Annotated in this window: 17 protein-coding genes; 9 read left to right on the top strand and 8 right to left on the bottom strand. The window is 33.7% G+C overall.

The window, feature by feature from the left end; genetic code table 11:
- The first annotated feature begins 301 nt into the window (after positions 1–301).
- Together P5P89_RS21430 and P5P89_RS21425 are read left to right on the top strand one after the other, a co-directional pair.
- Positions 302–772 carry a Crp/Fnr family transcriptional regulator gene (locus P5P89_RS21430; RefSeq protein WP_340696554.1) on the top strand — a complete coding sequence of 157 codons (471 nt, stop codon included), beginning with the start codon at positions 302–304 and terminating at the stop codon, positions 770–772.
- 109 nt (positions 773–881) lie between these two features.
- On the top strand, positions 882–1,247 hold the full coding sequence (locus P5P89_RS21425) for a helix-turn-helix transcriptional regulator (protein ID WP_278010150.1): 366 nt from the start codon (positions 882–884) through the stop codon (positions 1,245–1,247).
- 172 nt (positions 1,248–1,419) lie between these two features.
- Here the strand turns inward: P5P89_RS21425 and P5P89_RS21420 are convergent, their stop codons facing one another.
- The 5 genes from P5P89_RS21420 to P5P89_RS21400 all read right to left on the bottom strand — a co-directional run bounded on the left by P5P89_RS21420 (position 1,420) and on the right by P5P89_RS21400 (position 5,009).
- Complete coding sequence (locus P5P89_RS21420; RefSeq protein WP_278010149.1) at positions 1,420–2,601, bottom strand: DUF3570 domain-containing protein; 1,182 nt, start codon at positions 2,599–2,601, stop codon at positions 1,420–1,422.
- 17 nt (positions 2,602–2,618) lie between these two features.
- Positions 2,619–2,852 (bottom strand): DUF4266 domain-containing protein, encoded by a 234-nt coding sequence (locus P5P89_RS21415; RefSeq protein ID WP_031453335.1) that lies wholly within the window; start codon positions 2,850–2,852, stop codon positions 2,619–2,621.
- Entirely contained in the window at positions 2,849–3,781 is a 933-nt protein-coding gene (locus P5P89_RS21410; protein WP_278010148.1) for an FAD:protein FMN transferase, read from the bottom strand. The genes P5P89_RS21415 and P5P89_RS21410 overlap by 4 nt, the downstream gene beginning before the upstream one ends.
- A gap of 1 nt (position 3,782) precedes the next feature.
- Positions 3,783–4,223 carry a thioredoxin family protein gene (locus tag P5P89_RS21405; RefSeq protein WP_278010147.1) on the bottom strand — a complete coding sequence of 147 codons (441 nt, stop codon included), beginning with the start codon at positions 4,221–4,223 and terminating at the stop codon, positions 3,783–3,785.
- Positions 4,224–4,298: 75 nt separating this feature from the next.
- Positions 4,299–5,009, bottom strand: a complete 711-nt coding sequence (locus tag P5P89_RS21400; protein ID WP_278010146.1) for a VIT1/CCC1 transporter family protein — start codon at positions 5,007–5,009, stop codon at positions 4,299–4,301.
- 813 nt (positions 5,010–5,822) lie between these two features.
- On the opposite strand from P5P89_RS21400, the gene P5P89_RS21395 reads away from it, so the two are divergent.
- The gene (locus P5P89_RS21395) at positions 5,823–6,506 is read left to right on the top strand and encodes a phosphatase PAP2 family protein (RefSeq protein WP_340696501.1); all 684 of its coding nucleotides are present in this window, start codon (positions 5,823–5,825) and stop codon (positions 6,504–6,506) included.
- 155 nt (positions 6,507–6,661) lie between these two features.
- Here the strand turns inward: P5P89_RS21395 and P5P89_RS21390 are convergent, their stop codons facing one another.
- Positions 6,662–7,069, bottom strand: coding sequence for a 3-hydroxyacyl-ACP dehydratase FabZ family protein (locus tag P5P89_RS21390; RefSeq protein WP_278010145.1), 408 nt, complete (start codon positions 7,067–7,069; stop codon positions 6,662–6,664).
- Positions 7,070–7,195: 126 nt separating this feature from the next.
- Positions 7,196–8,032 carry an SMP-30/gluconolactonase/LRE family protein gene (locus P5P89_RS21385; protein ID WP_278010144.1) on the bottom strand — a complete coding sequence of 279 codons (837 nt, stop codon included), beginning with the start codon at positions 8,030–8,032 and terminating at the stop codon, positions 7,196–7,198.
- Between the two features lie 655 nt (positions 8,033–8,687).
- Between P5P89_RS21385 and P5P89_RS21380 the strand changes: the two genes are divergently transcribed.
- From P5P89_RS21380 to P5P89_RS21365, 4 genes are all read left to right on the top strand, one after another.
- Positions 8,688–11,714, top strand: coding sequence for a SusC/RagA family TonB-linked outer membrane protein (locus tag P5P89_RS21380; RefSeq protein ID WP_278010143.1), 3,027 nt, complete (start codon positions 8,688–8,690; stop codon positions 11,712–11,714).
- Positions 11,715–11,743: 29 nt separating this feature from the next.
- The gene (locus tag P5P89_RS21375; protein ID WP_278010142.1) at positions 11,744–13,300 is read left to right on the top strand and encodes a RagB/SusD family nutrient uptake outer membrane protein; all 1,557 of its coding nucleotides are present in this window, start codon (positions 11,744–11,746) and stop codon (positions 13,298–13,300) included.
- The gene (locus P5P89_RS21370) at positions 13,297–13,386 is read left to right on the top strand and encodes a RagB/SusD family nutrient uptake outer membrane protein (protein ID WP_278010141.1); all 90 of its coding nucleotides are present in this window, start codon (positions 13,297–13,299) and stop codon (positions 13,384–13,386) included. The genes P5P89_RS21375 and P5P89_RS21370 overlap by 4 nt, the downstream gene beginning before the upstream one ends.
- A 175-nt stretch (positions 13,387–13,561) precedes the next feature.
- Positions 13,562–15,295 carry an alpha-L-fucosidase gene (locus tag P5P89_RS21365; RefSeq protein ID WP_278010140.1) on the top strand — a complete coding sequence of 578 codons (1,734 nt, stop codon included), beginning with the start codon at positions 13,562–13,564 and terminating at the stop codon, positions 15,293–15,295.
- 121 nt (positions 15,296–15,416) lie between these two features.
- Here P5P89_RS21365 and mnmE read toward each other — a convergent pair whose 3' ends face one another.
- Positions 15,417–16,817, bottom strand: a complete 1,401-nt coding sequence (gene mnmE / locus P5P89_RS21360; protein WP_278010139.1) for a tRNA uridine-5-carboxymethylaminomethyl(34) synthesis GTPase MnmE — start codon at positions 16,815–16,817, stop codon at positions 15,417–15,419.
- A gap of 243 nt (positions 16,818–17,060) precedes the next feature.
- Between mnmE and P5P89_RS21355 the strand changes: the two genes are divergently transcribed.
- Together P5P89_RS21355 and P5P89_RS21350 are read left to right on the top strand one after the other, a co-directional pair.
- Complete coding sequence (locus P5P89_RS21355; RefSeq protein WP_278010138.1) at positions 17,061–17,894, top strand: universal stress protein; 834 nt, start codon at positions 17,061–17,063, stop codon at positions 17,892–17,894.
- Between the two features lie 69 nt (positions 17,895–17,963).
- Positions 17,964–19,736 carry a MutS-related protein gene (locus tag P5P89_RS21350; RefSeq protein WP_278010137.1) on the top strand — a complete coding sequence of 591 codons (1,773 nt, stop codon included), beginning with the start codon at positions 17,964–17,966 and terminating at the stop codon, positions 19,734–19,736.
- Positions 19,737–19,833: the final 97 nt, after the last annotated feature.

The following is a 19,833-nucleotide window of genomic DNA, read 5'->3' as shown; positions in this document are numbered from 1 at the left end:
ATTTTTATTTTACTTCTCATTGGTAGTTCAATTGCTGCATTCAAGGCATCTGGAAACAATTGTTTACACAGAGTAAATTCATACCATTTGAAAGTTTTACTTTAATTTCGCAATATACTGATCCGTATTTTTGTTTTAAAAATAGTAAAGTATCACACTAATATATGGAAGAAGATTCGGGATTAGAAAACAATGGGATGTTTGCACTTTATCAGCTTATTACACAGTATATTGATATTTCAGATTCAGAATTGGAATATTGCCTCAGTATGCTAAGCTACGAAGTTTATAAAAAAAAGATATACTTTTAAAGGAAGGTGAAATATGTTCCAAAATTTATTTTGTTGCAAAAGGACTGCTTCGTATTTATTTTATAGATGACAAGGATGAAGAGAAAACATTTCATTTTTGTTTAGAAAATACTTTTGGTACTGATTATGAGAGTTTTTTGAAAGGGATTCCTTCCAGTTTTTCAATTCAGGCTATGGAAGATACCGATGTACTTGTAATATCGTTTGAAATGCTTCAAAATATTTATCGTGTATTACAGCATGGGGAAAAATTGGGAAGACGAATCACTGAAGAATACTTTTTTTTGGTCAATGACAAAATCAAAGCAATATATGTGAATGCTCCACTGGTGCGTTACAGGGATATGGATAAACGATTTCCAAAAATACACCAGCGTGTGCCTCAGCACTGTATTGCATCTTATCTTAATATTACCCCTGTTCATTTGAGCCGTTTAAAATATATGAATGATACAGCATAAAAGTAATAACATTTGTTATTGTTTTGATAGTTGATTGTTTTCTTTATTTGCTTAGCAAAAGCAAAAAATACCGTATTATTTCGATACTTAATTTTATAATGAAAACGTAATGACAGCCGGCATAAAAGAAAATATTAAAAATATTAGGGAATTAAAGAATTATACGCAGGAATATATGGCTGAAAGGTTGAATATTAGCCAGGCCGCGTATAGTAAAATAGAAAAAGGAAAAACAGAAATAACACTTTTGAAATTACAGGAAATTGCAACTGTGTTTGAAATTACCATAGAGGATATACTACAGTTTAAAAATGATTTATCTTCGACTGGAAAGAAAACCAGTGAATGTGGGATTGAGACCAGACATTGTTCCAATCATTTTGTAGAGCAGCTTTATAAAGATAAAATAATGCTTTTGGAGCGTCTGCTGGAGAAAACAGAATGGGAACTCAAAAGGTATACTGCAAATTTGTAAATTGAGGATTACTGGATAAATAAAACCTGACCATTATTTGTTTCAAAATTAAATTAAGCAATTGAACTCTAATTTTGCTGTTTAGATGTAAGGATTAAAAAATCCGGATATTCTCTTCTTAGAAAACATCCGGATTTAGTAAAGTGTATTTTATTTTACAGCTTTAAGCATATTATTTATATTTAATATTAAGGCTTATAATATCAGAAGTCAAATTGTTAGACCTATCGTAATGTCCGTATCGGATTTCAAGGGTATTCCAGTGTTTTAGGCCAAAGATACCATCAGGAGGAGTAAATTTCATCCCCATTCCAAAAAAACTGCTGTCAAACTTAGACAGGTCATAGTTGCTGGTGTAGAAATTATCAGCACTAGTATGAGCTCCGTATGGTTTGAAATACTTTGCGGCACTCTGCGTATAATATCTGTAAAAAGGACTAAGCGAAAATGACTGGGTGAGCTTTACCGGTATTTCAAGATCAGCCGTATGGGCTTTTAAATTCCAGTCATCAGTATAATACCTGTAGTAGGCTCTTATGATAATATTATCGCCTAGAAAATAACTGGCTCTTATTCCCAATGGAATTTTAAGTCTGGTATCAGGCATTTTTTCCTGATGTACTGTATTATCTGCAAAATAAACCCTGTGAAAAGGAAGACTTAAGTAACCGTTCTGACTGATAATATCCCCTACCAGCATAACCTGAAGCCTTTGGTTGATGATTTGAGAATAACTTAGTGTTCCGGCAAAAGTGTTTCGGTTTGCGCTTCCATAATTTTCACCTGATGTACGAAGCTCAAGGGGTTCAATAAGTTTTAACTGGTCAATAAACGTTTGGAATTTAGCAGTAAATTCACCATTCTTATTTTTTGTCTTTTGTGAGAAGCTGATGTTTCCTCCAAATGACTGATAATCGAATTCAGTTGAGGATGAAACGCCTATTCCAAAAGTCCTTCCTTTTTCTTCATTCTCCCTAAGATAGCTTAAGGAAGGGTAGAAGCGGTTGTCTGAAGAAGAAGCAGAAGAGTTAGCACTAAGGTCAATCATGTCTGAAGAAGCAGAGGTATAATGGTCGATTCCTGCTTCAATATCAAAGGTGTGTTTGATTCCGGTTTCGCCGTATTTAATCAGTTTAACATCAATAGTATTCGCTATATCAGTTAAATGCTGTGATCCGATTCCTCCGCCTACAGCTGAATTATTTCCATCCTGTTTGTAATAACTGGATACCAGATTAACTTCTTCAAGTTTTAACTTTCTGCTTTTGTAACCGGTAGAATCAGCAGGTGTATTTTGTGCTCTTAATTGGAATAAAGCCAATAGTGCAAATCCTGTTATGAATATCCTTTTCATCTGTTTATGATATCAAATTAGTTACAGCCACAGCCTCCGCCGCTTTTGCCTGCATTTGCCCCGGAAGCTCCCTCGCGGTAGGATTGAAAACTTAGTTCTGTTTTTTCAATTTTCCTGTTGGCAAGCACCATTTCAGAATCATTGATTTTTCCCTTCTGATATTCTTTTACAGAAGTACATGATGATGTGAGAATGCCTGCTAAAGCAATACTGCACAAGAGTACGAGATTTTGCTGCTTTTGATTTTTCATTTTAGGCGAATGTTTTTGGAAGTGTAAATTTTATTATTGTCATCTATTATTATACAATGCAAATCCGGAATCTGATCGATTAAAAATAAACCGGCCTTAATTCCCATAACCGCTATCGGAGTGGCCATGGCATCTGCAAATTCAGCATTTGATGCGATAATAGTGACGCTTTTTATTCCTGTTATCGGAAGGCCTGTTTTGGGATCTATGGTATGCGAATATTTTTTGCCATTAATGGTTACAAATTTTTCATAATTTCCGGATGTGGCTACTGCTCTATTGGATATTTCCATGTAAGAAAAAGCGGCATTTGGAGTGTCCGGATCAGCTACTCCAATAGTCCATCTGCTGCCGTCTGGTTGTAACCCCCATGCACATAAATCACCGCTGGCATTAATGATTCCGCTCTTTACATCGCGTTTCAGCAGGATCTGTTTTGCCATTTCGGCTGCATAACCTTTTCCGATTCCTCCAAAGCCGATACGCATTCCTTTTTCTTTTAAAAATACAGTCGTATTTTCTTTATCCAGAATTATATTTCTGTAGTCAATCAGGTGTACCATCTTTAACGCTGTTTCACTATCTGGAAGTGAGGTCATGGTACGGTCAAAATTCCAAAGGGTCTTATCGATGCTTCCGTATGAAATATCAAAGGCTCCCTGGGTGATGCCAGAAATGCCAAGTGACCTTTCGATTAGATTAAAAACTTCCGGCTCAACCTTTACAGGATGAATACCGGCAGCAGCATTAATCTGATTGGTCTGACTGTCATCTTTATAGGTGGTAAGAAGTTTTTCAATGCGTTTAATCTCTTCAGTGGCAGCATTAATGTGTTCGTCAGCAGTAGCCTGATCAGCTGCTGTAACAGTAATGGTGAATATATTTCCCATCAGTTTCATGGACTGGGAATATTTCTGTACAGCTGCCATCTTATTTTTGGTTGTCACATAATGATTTGATTTCGGCAGTCCACTGCTCAGGTGAGCTTTCCGGTTTTCCATGCCAGATTTTGATAACCTTACCCTCTGCGTCCAGAAGAAGGGTTAGTGGAAAACTGCCCTCTTTGTTGTAAATTTCGGCCAGTGCCTCATTTCTTTTTACCTGATCGGCAGACGGGATATTTTTCTTTTTGCGTGGAAAATCAGCATTGACCAGTACAAGCTTTTGATCGGCCATTTCTGTAAAGCCTGGATTCTCAAGATAGTCCCTGCGCGTTAGGATACAGGGACCGCACCAGTCGGATCCCGAAAAATTAAGCAGGATGAGGCGGTGCTGCTCTCTGGCTGTCTTTTTTGCAGTATCAAAATCAGTTTCCCATTTTATAGTTCCGGGAAGAATACCTAATAAAAGGAACATTGTAATTAGTTTCATCTTGATGACATGTTTATATTATACTAATTAACGAAATATGTGTCTTTTTGGTTTTTTATCCGACTTAAGATTTGATTAAATTTTGAATCTGTAAAACTTAAACATTCTGAACCCCAAAAGATGTCCTACAAGGGCTGAAGCAGCCATTGCAAATGTACCCCAAAGGCAGATACGCAACACAGCTTTTAAAGTATGCGATCCGCCTGCTTTAGCTGCCAGGATTCCGGAGAATGCTAAGAAAAGTATTGAAAAGCAGTACTGATATAGAACCATTTTTTGTACTGGTGCAAAAACTGCTGTCAGTAGCGGCAGGAGTCCGCCAATCACAAAAGAGAGAGCTGAAGCGAAAGCAGCCATAAAAGGATTGGCCTGCGTAATTTCATTAATGCCTAGTTCATCTCGTGCGTGTGCTTCAAGCGCATTATGAGCGGTTAACTCTTCTGCAGTTTTACGGGCGAGTTCTTTATTTAATCCTCTTTGAATATAAATATTGGTGAGCTCTTCCAGTTCAGCCTCAGGGTCGGTTTCGAGCTCTAGCTTTTCACGTTTCAGGTCTGAGGTTTCAACATCTGCTTGTGAACTTACCGATACATATTCGCCTGCAGCCATCGAAAGAGCTCCTGCAGTTATACCCGCAGCAGCGGCAAGTATAATAGGCTCTCTTGTTGTACTTGCTGCCGCAATACCAATTACTAAACTCGCAGTAGATAAAATTCCATCATTTGCGCCCAGTACAGCAGCCCTTAGCCATCCACTTCTGATGATGTAATGGTTTTCTGTTTTCATTTCTTTTGAGTTATTAAGTTTCTCAGAACGAATTACTATTGCCTTTTCCTCCGCCAAAGCTTTTTCAATGAAGCCTGTCTTATTTAAAACTGATTTTGGTTTTGGAAGATATCTTTACATTGTTTTAAATCAAACAAATGATTTTTCTTTGTATTTGAATTGGTTAGGAATGTAATTCTTGATATAACACATTTATATTTTTAAATTTCATTAGAAATGTGCCTGTGAACACTACAATTCGGATGTTTCTTAGTCCGGATAATTTTTAGCGGCATCTTTTTTTTCATGTAGACCCGGAAATTTAATAAAGGCTTTTGTTTTATTATTTACGTTATCAATTTTGATAGCAATTTTTTGAGAACGGAATCTAAAGTGTTTTTATTTGTAACAGGTTTAATTTCAGTGTTTTTGGTTTTGATTCAGTATAAAATTACATTAAAAAAGAATGTAATTGTATGGGAAAAATGTAGAATGGTTCTAAATTTGAAACTTATTATTTTTAGTAAAGAATTATGTTAATTTAGATTTGAAATAATCATATTATAGTTCTAATTCTAATAATCCGGAATGAGGGTGTTATTCCAGCAAATTTTATGCTATAAAGTGATCTGTTTTTAATTGAATATTTAATTGAAATGTTAAGAGAAAACAATTCATTTAATAATTAAAATCTGAATATAGATTTAATTTTTGTAAGACTAATTTATTATTTTTTTTAAATTTGAGGAAATTATTGACTAAGCCTCTAATATCCTTAGAAAAAAGCATTTCTTTTTAACCTTCAGTCTAAACCCAAGGCTGTAAAATTATAAAATGATGAAAATACAGCTGTTTATTGTAAGTAGCCTTTTGACTTTATGCACCTTTGGACAGTCAAAAAATCCAGATAGTCTTAGCTTTAATAAAGAGCTAAAATTTAAATATGAAGCATTAATTATTCCAAGTGTTTTAATTGGATATGGAGTTATTGGACTCGAAAGTCACACACTTAAAGACATCAATTCAGATACTAAAAATGAAATAAATGAACATATTGACAAGAAGTTTACGATTGATGATTTTTCGCAGTACTCTGCTTTTTTGTCTGTTTATGCTCTGAATTCAGCAGGTGTTAAAGGTAAAAATAATTTCAAAGACCGCACGATTATCCTCGCTTCAGCTTATTTAATTATGGGTACAACGGTAAATGTAATTAAAATGACCGGAAACGAGATGAGACCTGATGGGACTTCAAACAACTCATTTCCTTCCGGACATACAGCAACTGCTTTTATGGGGGCTGAATTTCTGTATCAGGAATATAAAGATGTATCTGTCTGGTACGGCATTTCAGGATATTTGGTCGCTGCAGGTACAGGATTTTTCAGGATGTACAATGACAGGCATTGGTTTAGTGATGTTGCAGCCGGAGCCGGTATTGGAATTTTGAGTACTAAAATAGCCTATTGGCTTCATCCTGTAATTAGCAAAAAAATATTCAAAAAAAGGAAAACCTAAACGGAATGGTTCTGCCAGTATATAATGGAAGAGAGTATGGACTTGCAATGGCTGTGTCATTTTAGAAAGATTTATTAGATTTTAGGTGTGAATTTTTAGAAAAATATATGCACTTTGCGTTGCATAAAAAGGATCGATTCCAGTATTAAATACTATTATATTTTGACACACATCCAGCTTGCCTTTATAATCTTTTTATCGGCCACATATGCAATTCCTGACTGTTTGATTATCTTTTCACTTAAACGAATATTTTTTATTATAAATTTTATTTGATCTTTAAATCTTGCAGCTGTATAAAATTCTGTATCTTCTATGGATACAAGACCAAAAAAACCACTGGTTATTCCTAAAAGTTTTACACCTGCACCTCCGCATTGGGCCATTGATTCGATCAAAATTGTTCCGGGAATATACTCGGATTCAGGAACGCTTCCTCTTAACCAAAGATCTCTTTCATCAAAAGTTTTGATACCAATAATTGTTTCATTTGAAAATGATATTATTTGATCTACGAATAAAAAAGGAGTCCGATGCGGAATTAATTTTTCAATTTCACACATACTATTTTTTAGCTATATTCATTTTAGGTTAAGAAATCAGTTTATTATTGAATTGTATATTTGTGATTTTTTTATCAAACATTAATGAAATTAATGATACTTGTTATTAAGCAAAATGAATGATTCCTAATATGTCAGTCGAAATCCTAATACCGTTTTATCTAAAGTAGGTACAATGAGCAAATTATCATTTGCGATGTATTCTATATCTGCGGTAATAATTTTTTCTTTTCCCAGATCAATCAGTAATTTTTTATTTCCGTCTCCATCAATATTAAAGAGTTGTCCCTGCCAGGCTCCTGAAACTATATAGCCATTTTTTCCATTACTGACAATACCATCAAGATTATCAATTCCGCTAAAAATCTGATGAGATTTTTTGGTTAGTTTGTTTATTGCGTAAGCAGTTTTACTTTGCATATTCAGCACTAAAAGATTTTCTTTAGTGCATAACAATCCATTTGGTTTAGAAAGAAAGCCGGATTCACACCATACATTTATTTTTCCATCAGATATTTTATAAATCTTGTTCCCAAAGCAGTCAGAAACGTAAATGTCTCCATTGGTATCTGTTGTTATATCGTTAAGGAATATAGCATTTTCTACATGATATACTTTTTCAATTTTAGCTGTTTTAGTATTTATCTGCACCACTCTGTTAAGATCTGCAACATATAATTTTTTCTTATATAAGCCCATTCCCTGAGGGTTATCCAATCCATCAACCCATTTTAAAACTTCAATTTTACCATTTGTTTTAAGCATGGAAATAAATCCATTGCCATCTTTTGCCAGATATTCGCCGTTTATATTTGAGATGTAAAGAACCTGTTTTGAAGAGTCATAAAGTGCTGATTCAGGTTTTAAGAAAAGAGAATCTGATTCCCATATTTTGGTAATGTTCTGACTAAAAGTGATAGCAGGAATCAATGTTGTAAATAAAATGAGAATTATTTTTTTCATTATTTAATATTCAAATAAATAGGGTTGTACTAAATTTTGATTTCAGGTTTTTTAAAATGAAATCTTATTTATTGATAATAAGTTTCTTTACTGCTTTTAAAGAATAAATTAGTGATTAGGAACGACAAAAAAATGAAGCAGTCTTTGATAATCTTTGGGTTATAATATCTGCAAAAGTAACTTCTTGCCAAGGAAGCCGCAATAACTAAATATAACCATTTTTGAAATCTAGCGACAGAAAGGTCAGGATTTTAATGTTATACATTCAATTTTTATTTTCTGTCAGTTTTTCAAGCCGTTTTGCCATTAATAAATAAAACTTCTTAAGTAGATCATTAACCTGAAAAGTTAAAAATTATCTAATAAAAACGTTTTTATATAATAAAAAATCGTTTTTGAATAATATATTTAATCCCTGTAGATTATAAATTTGTTTTGCTTGTTTTTTACTAAATAGTTTAAAAAATATAAATAATAAAATTTTATATATGTAAATATGATTTTAATTTAAAATATATGTCAATAATTTATGTTTTTTATACTTCTAAAATTATTTGTTTTTCGATGCTTATTGTGTTGTTAAAATGATAAAAACGTAAATATATAATTAAGCTTTATTTGAAACGACTTAATAACTATTTAAACCAAACAAATTATGACCAGAAAATTTTTAAAAAAGACAATATTTTATATGATATTGTTTATTGGGCTTTTTGCTAATGCTCAGGATGTTCCTGTAAAGGGAATAGTTACTTCAGTTGATGGGCAAACAGTTCCCGGAGTAAATATTACTGTTGATGGCACAAATAAATCTACAACAACAGATTTTGACGGTAAATTTGTGATCGATGCATCAAAAAATGATGTATTAACTTTTACATTTTTAGGATATATAACTCAAAAAGTAAACGTTTCAAATAATACCTTTTTTACTATTACTTTAAAAGAAGAATTGAGCCAGCTGCAAGAAGTGATTGTAGTAGGATATGGGAGTCAAAAGAAAGTAAACTTAACAGGATCTGTAAGTTCAATTTCAGCAAAAGAAATAGAAAATCGTCCTATTACACAGGCATCACAAGCATTATCAGGTTTAGCAAGTGGTGTAACAGTTCAGCAAGGTTCAGGCCGTCCCGGAAATGATGGGGCATCTATCCGTTTGAGAGGGATAGGTACTTTTTCAGGGGCAGGAAACGATCCGCTTGTTTTAATTGACGGACTTGCGAGTTCTTTAAATGATGTTGACCCAAATAACATTAAAAGTGTTTCGATATTAAAAGATGCCGCTTCAGCTTCTATTTATGGTACTCGTGCAGCGAATGGAGTTATACTTATTGAAACTAAAAGAGGAAAAAAAGGAATGTTGACAGTGGGGTATAATACCTATGTTGGATTTCAAAAAGTAACTGCGCTTCCGGATTTTGTTGATTCTGCCACCTATGCAACTTTACGTAATGAGGCAAATTCAAATATGGGAGGGAGTCCATCCTACACAGCTGCTGAAATAGAAAAGTTTAGAAATCAATCTGACCCCGATAATTATCCGAATGTTCCTCATTTGAAAAATCTTTTAACATCAGGGTCAGGTCTGCAAATGAGCCATAACTTTAGTTTTACCGGAGGAGATGAAAAAAATACTTTTCTTTTTTCTTTAGGATATCTTGATCAGGATGGTGTTGTTGCAGAAAATAATTATAAGAGATATAATTTTCAGTTGAATTTTGATAGTCAGGTAAAAAGAAATTTAAAGCTTACAACTAATTTAAGTGGGTATTCTGCAAACACAGATGAGCCTCGTCATTACGAAGGTGATATGACCAACATGATTAGTTTTGCAGTAAGGCAAGGACCAATTTTTGCAGCAAAAAAATCAGATGGAACTTATGGCTACCAGGATAATTACAGCCCTCAGGCCTGGTTAGATAGTGAATCTTTTACTAATAGAAAAAACAAATTATTTTTAGGAGGAACGGAATTGGCGTGGGATTTCATGAAAAATTTTACCTTAAGTGGTAAAGTAGGATATCGTTACACTAATTATCGTGATAAAGAATTTGTTTCAGATTTTAGATTTGATGCAAACAAATATTTAGGTCCTAATAGTCTTAGAGTAAGTTCAGGTTTTGACAATACCCTTACATTACAATCTCTTTTAAAATATGCAGTAAATATTAATAAAAATAGTATTAATGTTTTGGCTGGATTTTCTCAGGAAGAATTTTACTCAGAATATGTAAGCGGTTATCGTGATAATTTCCCTAATAATCTTTTGTATGAACTTAATGCAGGTTCGCCAAGTAATATGCAAAATTCAGGTTCGGCTGGTGAGTGGGGATTAAGATCTTATTTTGGTAGAATTAATTACTCCTATAATGATCGTTATTTATTAGAAGTAAATGGCCGATATGACGGAACTTCAAGGTTTCCTAAAGATGGGAGATGGGGATTTTTTCCATCTGTTTCTGCAGGATGGAAAATATCTGAAGAAAATTTCTTAAAAGATGTTGGATGGATACAAAATCTAAAATTTAGAGCATCCTGGGGACAATTGGGGAATCAAAACATTGGGAATTATCCGTATCAAAATGTTCTTAGTCTAGGTCAAAATTACACTTTCGGAGGAAACCTTGCTTCAGGAGCCGCAACAACAAGCTTGTCTAACGCTAATATTACCTGGGAAACTACTGCAGTAACAGATTTAGGTATAGATGCTACTTTATTTGGTGGAAGATTAGGCGTGGTACTTGATTATTTTGATAAAAAGACTTCTGATATTTTGACTGAAATAACAGTTTCGAAAGTACTAGGTCTTGAACCGCCTACTGTAAATGGAGGTTCTGTTAGAAATACAGGTTTTGAAATTTTATTGAATTATCAAGATAAAATAGGAGCCGTTAATTTTGGTATTTCTCCTAATTTTTCTTACACAAATAATAGAGTAACTAGCATAGGGAATGGTTTAAATCAGGATATAAACAGGGGATTATTTGTAGGACATTCAGTAAATTCTACTTATGGTTATGTAGCAGATGGTTTATTTGTTGATGCCAATGATGTGGCTACCTATCCAACCCAGCCGTATGCAGCTGAGCCGGGATTTGTAAGATATAAAGACATTAGTGGACCTAATGGTGTGCCAGATGGAAAAGTAGATAATACTTATGATCGAAAAGTGATCGGTAGTTATTTTCCAAAATATGCTTTTGGAGCTAATTTACAAGTTGACTATAAAGGGTTTGATGTGTCAGTACTTTTACAAGGTTTAGCAGGATTTAACAGGCAAATTGGTTCTTATCAGGCTTTTGCATTTTATAATGGTGGTCAGGTACAACAATGGCAAGCAGATAATAGATGGACGGAAGAAAATCCAAATCCAAATGCTGAATATATTAAATTGACTAGTTTGTCAGGAGGTAGTGGAACTATTTTGCCTTCAACTTTTTGGGATAGAAATGCCAGTTTTTTAAGAATTAAGAATGTACAACTAGGATACAATTTTCCAAAATCTTTATTGGATGCATTAAAAATTCAAAAATTAAGACTATACGTAACAGGACAGAACCTATTTACATTTAATAGTTTTTACGAAGGTTGGGATCCTGAGATGAGCCAATCAACAGGAAATAGTAGTCCTTTTTACCCTATTACCAGTGTATATAGTTTAGGACTAAACTTAAATTTTTAGAGATAATAATTTGTTAAAAATATAAAATTATGATTATTAATATTAAACAGTATAGAAACATTAGAAGCCTGGCTCTAATGATTTGCTTATTTGCACTAGTTGTGTCAAATAGTGCTTGTTCTGATGATTTCTTTGATAAAAACCCGTTAGATAAAGTTTCAGATGCTACTTTTTGGAAAACAGAAGAGGATGCAAAATTAGCATTGGTGGGATGTTATAAAACTGATGGTGCATGGAGTGGAGAAGATTTTTGGTCAGCAAGAGGTGTTATGTTTCTTGATTTTATGGCAGGTTTAGGTTCTGAAAAAGAAAAAATTCCAGATCAATTTACTAATGGAACTTTAAATCCGTCTTATTGGGCAGTAGAATCATATTGGGCAAATACGTACAGAAAAATTACTACCTGCAATAATTTTTTATCCAGGATTGATGCTATCGAAATGGATGCAAATCTAAAAGCCATTATGAAAAGTGAGGTGAGAACTATTCGTGCATATCAATATTTCAATTTAGCCTTTTTCTTCTCTGATGTGCCATTTACTACCAAGGTTTTAACTGTTGAAGAAGCTAATAGTATTCCAAGAACTCCAAAATCTCAAATCATGGATTTTGTTGAAAAGGAGTTGGAGGAAAGTGCTGCTGGTTTGCCTGCAATAAGACCAACTTCTGAAGACGGACGTATCACTTCCGGGGCAGCTTTGGCAATTTTAGGACGAGTACAAATGGCGAATAAAAAATGGAGTCCGGCAGCTGTTACTTATAAAAAAATTATAGATAGTCAGGCCTACAGTTTAGTACCTAGTTTTAGAACAATGTTTAATGTTGTTAATGAGGTAAACAAAGAGTTTATTCTTACTTCTCAGTATCAGCAGGATGTGTATGGACATGTCATTACGCAGTATTTGTATCCGGAAACATATGGCGGATGGCATCAATTTTCTCCTTACAATGAATTAGTTAAACAGTATCAATGTACTGATGGTTTAAGTGTTGAAGAATCACCTTTGTTTGATCCGGCAAATCCTTATGATAACAGAGATCCAAGGTTAGATTATACTATTATGATTTCGGATAGAACAGTTTTTAAAGGCGTAACTTATGTAAGTAGACCAGGAACAAACTCTCCTGATAGATTCAATAGATATGATTGGAGTGGTTATTCTATTAATAAATTTATGGATCCGTCATTTGATGGAAATTTAATGAATTATGGAGGAAACTGGTGTATTATTCGTTATGCCGAAGTATTACTGAGTTATTTAGAGTCTAAATTAGAAGCAAGCGAAGCTATAGACCAATCTTTGTTAGACGAAACTATCAACAAAGTAAGAGCAAGAGCAGATGTAAATATGCCGGCAATAACAACTACTAATCCCAGTGAATTGAGAGAGAAAATTAGAGTCGAACGTGAGGTAGAGTTTGCCTTTGAAGGACTTCACTATTATGATATCTTAAGATGGGGAATCGCTGCAGAAAAATTGAATCGTCAGTTTACAGGCATGAAGTTAACCAATGATCCGGCTAATTACACTGCCTTTAAAGTTGATGAAGAAGGCTATTTAATTTATCAAAAAGAAATTTTGTGAAAGGGGTAAATGAATTATGGCCTATCCCTCAGTCAGAAAGAAATGTCAATACTAAATTGACTCAAAATACCGGATATCCTAATTAATTGTTTTTCTTTTCCTGTCAGAAACGACAGGAAATGATTTTTTTAGGTAGGTTAAAAACTGAATTGAGATAAAAGATGTAATTTAAAAAAATGTAAATTCTAATGATTTATCAATAAATAGTTTAAGTTTTTAACACTCAGTTTCAAAATGATTTAATAATAAATAAAATAAAAAATGAGAACAAAAAATTTATTCACGATATTATTTTTACTTCAGTTGAGTATTTATGCTCAGGATAAAAATCCTATACCTGCTGTACCAACTCCATTAGCTGTTAATAGTGTTCCAATGGGAGATTTGGAAACATTTCCAGAAGTAAAATTAGATTTGCCCATTACAAAAGGGCCTTTTGAGCCTACCTGGGAATCTATAGAGAAAAATTATCCTGGTGAGCCTGATTGGCTTCGTGATGCAAAGTTTGGAATATGGGTTCATTTTGGACCACAAGCAGCCGGAGAAAGTGGGGATTGGTATGCACGTAACCTTTATAAAAAGGATAAAGTAGCTTATCAAAACCAGATCAAAAAGTATGGTCATCCTTCGGAATCAGGATATAAAGAAGTTTTGCGTGACTGGAATCCAACAAAGCTGGATCCTGAAAAACTTACAAAAATTTACAAAGATGCTGGTGCACGTTTTTTAATGATTCAGGGTGTGCATCATGATAATTACGATTTATGGAATTCTAAGTACCAGCCATGGAATTCGGTAAATATTGGTCCTAAGAGAGATTTGATTGGTGAATGGGCAAAAGCCTGTAAAGCAGCCGGAATGCGATATGGAGTGACTTTTCATCATGAGTATACATGGTGGTGGTGGCAAACAGCATTTGGAAGTGATAAAGAGGGAGCTAAAAAAGGAATTCCTTATGATGGTCATCTTACTCTTGCCGATGGTAAAGGAAAATGGTGGGAAGGATATGATCCTAAAATGCTTTATGGTATCGATTTAAGAGAATACAAAGGTGTAGAGCAAAATGCTCATACAGATTGGTCACCGCCACCAGCAGGAATTTTTAGTAATCATTTGGAATATGCGAAATGGTATACGACAAATTGGGCTTTAAGAATGATGGATGTTGTAAAAAATTACGATCCTGATTTTATTTATACTGATGGAACTGTTCAGGGACCATTTACCGGCGATGGAACAGGAACAGGTATAAAAGCAAATGCAATGCAGAGCGTTATGGCCGATTTTTATAATACTGCTTTGCAACGCCGCGGAAAAGTAAATACTTTTAGTATAGTTAAGTTTCGTCACAAAACTAATGGTACAGTAAATACAGAGGAATTTGGTATTCCGGCAGAGATTAAAAAAGACCAGCCGTGGATTGCCGAAGCTCCTGTGGGAGACTGGTTTTATGCGCCGGATTTTACCTATGATTCCGGAATGATGATTCGTTACATAATTGAAGCCATTGCACGTGATGGAAATGCTGCAATATGTATTTCTCTATTGCCTGACGGTTCTATTAATGAAGAGAGTCAAAAGATGCTGAAAGAAGTAGGCAACTGGATGCATATTAATGGAGAAGGTGTTTATGGAAGCCATGCCTGGGTCATTCCTGCTGAAGGAGAAATGGTTAATGGAAAATTGAAAATGCTCCCAGGAGGAAAATTAGGCCAAAACCAGGCTGAATTCAAATTTAATAATCAGGATATCCGATTTACAGTAGGTAAAAACAAAAAACTATATGCTTTTTGCATGAATGTACCAGCTCCGAATAGTCAAATAAAAATTAAGTGTCTTGCTAAAAATGAAAAGAATTATGGGAAAAAAATTGTGACTGTTAAGTTGCTGGGCTATAAAGGCAAATTAAAATGGACACAAAGCGATGAAGGTTTAGTAATTACATGTCCTCAAAATATGCCATTTAACACAGCAATAGCTTTTGAAATACAATAAATATCAAAATGGTTAAGCTCAAATTTCATTTTGAGTGAAGTAAAAATACTAACTTTAGGTACTTGTAAAAAACCTCTGCACTGAAAATGCAGAGGTTTTTTTAGTTTGTATATTTGTCTTTCTATTTTCCAATGCAGAAATTAGCGAAAATATTCCCGAGTAATTCATCGTTTGAGACCTGACCTGTAATCAGCCCGAATTGGTACAAAGCTTCTTTTATATCCAGTGCAATTAGGTCGCTGGAAAGATTGCTTTCCAGTCCAAATTTTACTTTTTGTATTTCATCCAAAGCTTTCAATAAAGAATCATAATGTCTTGTATTTGTGATAATAGTTTCATTATTACGTAATGCTCCTGTGTTTACAAATGACAATAATTCATTCTTTAATTCGTCGATACCAATTTTGTTTTTTGCAGATAGTAATAAAAGTTTCGCATTTAAGTTTTCGAGTTTGTAACTAATGTTTAAAGCATCCTCCTCGGATAAAATATCTTTTTTATTTACAACTATCAGTAAAGGTTTTAAAGGGTATTTGTTTTTAATCTGTTCAATTTCATTGATAAACTCTGAACTGGATGATTTGAATTTCAAGCCATCAAACAAATAAATGACAACCTGTGCCTGATCAATTTTTTCGAATGTTTTTTTGATTCCAATACTTTCTACAACATCTTTTGTTTCGCGAATTCCCGCAGTATCGATAAATCTGAATGCGATTCCGCCAATCACCAGTTCATCTTCAATGGTATCACGGGTTGTTCCGGCAATATCAGAAACAATTGCGCGCTCTTCGTTTAGTAAAGCATTCAATAAAGTCGATTTGCCAACGTTTGGTTCTCCAACAATAGCAACCGGAATTCCATTTTTAATAACGTTGCCAACGGCAAATGAATCAATTAATCGTTTTAAAACAAATTCAATTCGGTTTAATAATTCGTTAAATTGTGTCCGGTCAGCAAATTCAACATCTTCTTCTGCAAAATCCAATTCCAGTTCAATTAACGATGCAAAATTCAAAAGCTCTTCTCGTAATTTTGCAATTTCATTACTAAAACCGCCACGCATCTGCTGCATGGCAATTTGGTGAGAAGCTTCGTTATCAGACGAAATCAAATCGGCAACGGCTTCTGCCTGCGATAAATCCAGTTTTCCGTTTAGGAAGGCTCTCAGTGTAAACTCACCCGCATCAGCCATTCGGCAGCCTTTTCTCAATAATAACTGAATAATTTGCTGCTGAATATAGGTTGAACCATGACATGATATTTCGATAGTATCCTCACCTGTGTATGAATTAGGTCCTTTAAAAACAGATACGAGCACTTCATCCAAAGTTTTTGAATCATCGACAATGTGGCCTAAATGCAGCGTATGTGTTTTTTGCTTTGTTAAATCTTTATTTTTTACAGATTTAAAAACTGAATTTCCAATAGAAATAGCTTTAGCACCTGAAATACGAATTACGGCAATAGCCCCTGCTCCGGATGGAGTAGCCAGGGCGACTATAGAATCTTGATGTATCATGTTGTAAATTGCAAGGGTGCAAAGGTACAAAGTTTTTATAAGGCTTATGAATTTGGTATTTTATATTTTATAAAGTATTAATTAAATTGAATTTTGAATGCTTTATTTAAATAGACACTTTAAATATTTATTAGATTTTCTTTTATAACCAATTAGGGTTAAATTTTTGTAAAACTGATAATTATCAGGTAACTTCTAAGTACGATTTAGTAACTTTATGTACATAACCTAAAAAATGTAATAATGAAAAAGATAATATTCCCAACCGATTTTTCTGAAGCAGCAACAAATGCATTTGTACATGCGTTAGAGTTTGCCAAAGTCGTCAACGCCGAACTTGTTCTACTGCATACCTTCGAAATTCCCGTATATGACAGCCAGTTTTTTCCTGAAAATTATGCCGCTATCTACAGTTCTATAGAGCTGGCTAATTTTGAGATGTTTAAGGATGAGATTCCTAAACTGAAAACTATTGCAATGGAAAGAAATTTAGAAGAAATTGTTATCAAGCATCGTTTGATGGATGGTGATTTGCTTTATAACTTAAAAAATGCTGTAGAAGAGGAAAAAGCAGATTTTGTTATTATGGGTACAAACGGAATTTCTGACTGGACTACCTTCTTTACAGGCTCTAATACTAGTTCAGTCATTTCAGGTGTGGATGTTCCGGTTTTATGTGTGCCGATAGATGCTAAATTCAAAAAAATAAAAGTTATCGGATTTACTACCCGTTATCGCGAAAAAGATAAAAAAGAATTGAGGAAGGTATTGAAAATAGCTAAAAAAACGAATGCTAAAGTCCGAAGCTTGTACGTTAAAACCTCTGAATCTGATGTGGCTCCCGAAACCATTAAAGAGTGGGAGGTTGAGTTTGCCAATGAAAATGTAGAATTTTTAGTATTGCCAAGTGATGATGTTAAAGAGACTATACTTGACTTTGTGCTGTACAAAGATGTTGACGTTTTGACAACTATTACACATAAAAGATCTTTTTTTGAAAGTCTTTTTACCTCCAGCTTTAGTAAAAAAATAACAAAAGAAGTTTCTATTCCGGTTTTAATAATGCATAATGACTAATTTACATTGAAATTAAATCAAACTTTGAAGTCGTAAAACCTATATTTGTGGTTCAGCAAAATTGAAAAAATGGACTATTATAAAAACAGGTTTTCCCACTATACAGATTTATTAAACAAAACCAGCAAAAAGTTTAACACCATCAGTCTTCTAAGGCTTTTAAGTATTTTTATTTTTTTGTTTCTGATGTTTTATTACATCAAAAAAGATGAAGTTATATACTTAATTGGTGCGTTATTGTTTTTTGCTGGTTTTCTTTTTTTAATGCGAATTCATTGGCGTTTATCCTTTCAGAAAAAACTTTTAACGGCACTTTTAAAAATCAATGAAAACGAAATTTCTTTCCTGAAAAGAGAAAAACTTCCTTTTGAAAATGGTTTTGAGTTCAATGATTTTCATCATCCTTATGCCTACGATCTGGATATCTTTGGAGAACATTCATTATTTCAGAATTTAAACAGAACGGCAACTTTTATAGGGAAAAAAACATTAGCAAATCAATTCTTGAAATTGAATTCTAATGAAGTTATACTTCAAAATCAGAAGGCAATAAAAGAACTTGCTTCAAAAACAGACTGGCGTCAGGAATTTAATGCACTGGGAATTGTCAGTCATGACAATAAAGATTGTTATGATTCATTAATGCATTGGAAATCATTTAGAAATAATTCGTTACCTAAAGTTTTGGATGTATTATCAATTGTTTTGCCAACGTTGTTTTTAGGTTTCCTTACAGCTTATTTTATTACTTCAAAAACGATTCTGCTCTCCTATGTGACTTATATATTTATTGCGAATCTGATTGTTTTAGGAAGGGTAACAAAACGTATTCAGTCTGAAATCGCCAAAGCAGATAATATCGATAAAATCATCAAACAATATGGTCTTTTGGTTGAGAAGATTGAACTGGAAAAATTTGAGTCTGAAAAATTAATTGATTTGCAAAACCAGCTAATCTTTAAAAATACATCAGCCAGTTTACATTTAAAACAGCTTTCAGAATTGTTTTCCCGTATGGATACAATTAGCAACCTTGTGACTGCTACTCTTTTTAACGGAAGTTTTTTATTCAATCTTCATGTGCTAAGAGCTCTTTTGAAGTGGAAATACGATTATGCTGACCAGCTTGAAAAATGGATTGATGTAATCGGGGAGTTCGAATCTTTGAGTAGTCTTGCTAATCTGGCGTATAATAATCCTGATTTTGTTTTTCCTGAAATCAATTCGGAGTATAAAATCGGATTTAAAAATCTGAGTCATCCGTTATTAAATCCGGTGAGCAGAGTAGGGAATGACACGCATTTTTATCCGGAATCGTTTATGATTTTAACGGGGTCCAATATGTCCGGAAAAAGTACTTTTTTAAGAAGTCTTGGTGTGAATATGGTTTTAGGAGGAATAGGATCAGTTGTCTGTGCTTCAGAAGCAAAAATTCACCCACTTCCAGTTTTAGTTTCGATGCGATTGTCAGATTCTTTAGCAGATAGTGAGTCCTATTTTTTTGCTGAAATAAAGCGTTTAAAACAAATTATGGATGCATTAGAAGAAAAACCGGCTTTTGTTCTATTGGATGAAATTTTAAGAGGAACCAACTCAGATGACAAACGAAACGGAACAATTGAAGTAGTTAAAAAGGTCATTGCTAAAAATGCCATTGGTGCCATTGCAACGCACGATATCGAAGTTTGTCTGACCACAAATGAATATCCTGAAATTTTGACTAATCAGTGTTTTGAAGTCGAAATAAAAGACAATGATTTGCACTTTGATTACAAACTTCGAAGCGGAATCTGTAAAAATAAAAGTGCTACTTTTTTAATGCAAAAGATGGGGGTTATTTAAAAGAAAATGCTGCCTAAATAACTAAATGATTAGGCAGCATATTTATTATATTAGGTAATTATTTTTTCGCTAGGTCGTTTTCAATTTTTGCTACGCG

Origin of the sequence: Flavobacterium gyeonganense (assembly GCF_029625295.1) — a bacterium.
GTDB classification, from domain to species: domain Bacteria; phylum Bacteroidota; class Bacteroidia; order Flavobacteriales; family Flavobacteriaceae; genus Flavobacterium; species Flavobacterium gyeonganense.
The sequence above is the reverse complement of the archived record's forward strand: the minus strand, read 5'-3'. Positions and strand labels throughout refer to the sequence as shown.

Bases quoted from the DNA above. Each gene is read 5' to 3' on its own strand.
- P5P89_RS21425 (WP_278010150.1), top strand. From the start codon at position 882: ATGACAGCCGGCATAAAAGAAAATATTAAAAATATTAGGGAATTAAAG.
- P5P89_RS21420 (WP_278010149.1), bottom strand. From the start codon at position 2,601: ATGAAAAGGATATTCATAACAGGATTTGCACTATTGGCTTTATTCCAA.
- P5P89_RS21415 (WP_031453335.1), bottom strand. From the start codon at position 2,852: ATGAAAAATCAAAAGCAGCAAAATCTCGTACTCTTGTGCAGTATTGCT.
- P5P89_RS21410 (WP_278010148.1), bottom strand. From the start codon at position 3,781: ATGGCAGCTGTACAGAAATATTCCCAGTCCATGAAACTGATGGGAAAT.
- P5P89_RS21405 (WP_278010147.1), bottom strand. From the start codon at position 4,223: ATGAAACTAATTACAATGTTCCTTTTATTAGGTATTCTTCCCGGAACT.
- P5P89_RS21400 (WP_278010146.1), bottom strand. From the start codon at position 5,009: ATGAAAACAGAAAACCATTACATCATCAGAAGTGGATGGCTAAGGGCT.
- P5P89_RS21395 (WP_340696501.1), top strand. From the start codon at position 5,823: ATGATGAAAATACAGCTGTTTATTGTAAGTAGCCTTTTGACTTTATGC.
- P5P89_RS21390 (WP_278010145.1), bottom strand. From the start codon at position 7,069: ATGTGTGAAATTGAAAAATTAATTCCGCATCGGACTCCTTTTTTATTC.
- P5P89_RS21385 (WP_278010144.1), bottom strand. From the start codon at position 8,032: ATGAAAAAAATAATTCTCATTTTATTTACAACATTGATTCCTGCTATC.
- P5P89_RS21380 (WP_278010143.1), top strand. From the start codon at position 8,688: ATGACCAGAAAATTTTTAAAAAAGACAATATTTTATATGATATTGTTT.
- P5P89_RS21375 (WP_278010142.1), top strand. From the start codon at position 11,744: ATGATTATTAATATTAAACAGTATAGAAACATTAGAAGCCTGGCTCTA.
- P5P89_RS21365 (WP_278010140.1), top strand. From the start codon at position 13,562: ATGAGAACAAAAAATTTATTCACGATATTATTTTTACTTCAGTTGAGT.
- mnmE (WP_278010139.1), bottom strand. From the start codon at position 16,817: ATGATACATCAAGATTCTATAGTCGCCCTGGCTACTCCATCCGGAGCA.
- P5P89_RS21355 (WP_278010138.1), top strand. From the start codon at position 17,061: ATGAAAAAGATAATATTCCCAACCGATTTTTCTGAAGCAGCAACAAAT.
- P5P89_RS21350 (WP_278010137.1), top strand. From the start codon at position 17,964: ATGGACTATTATAAAAACAGGTTTTCCCACTATACAGATTTATTAAAC.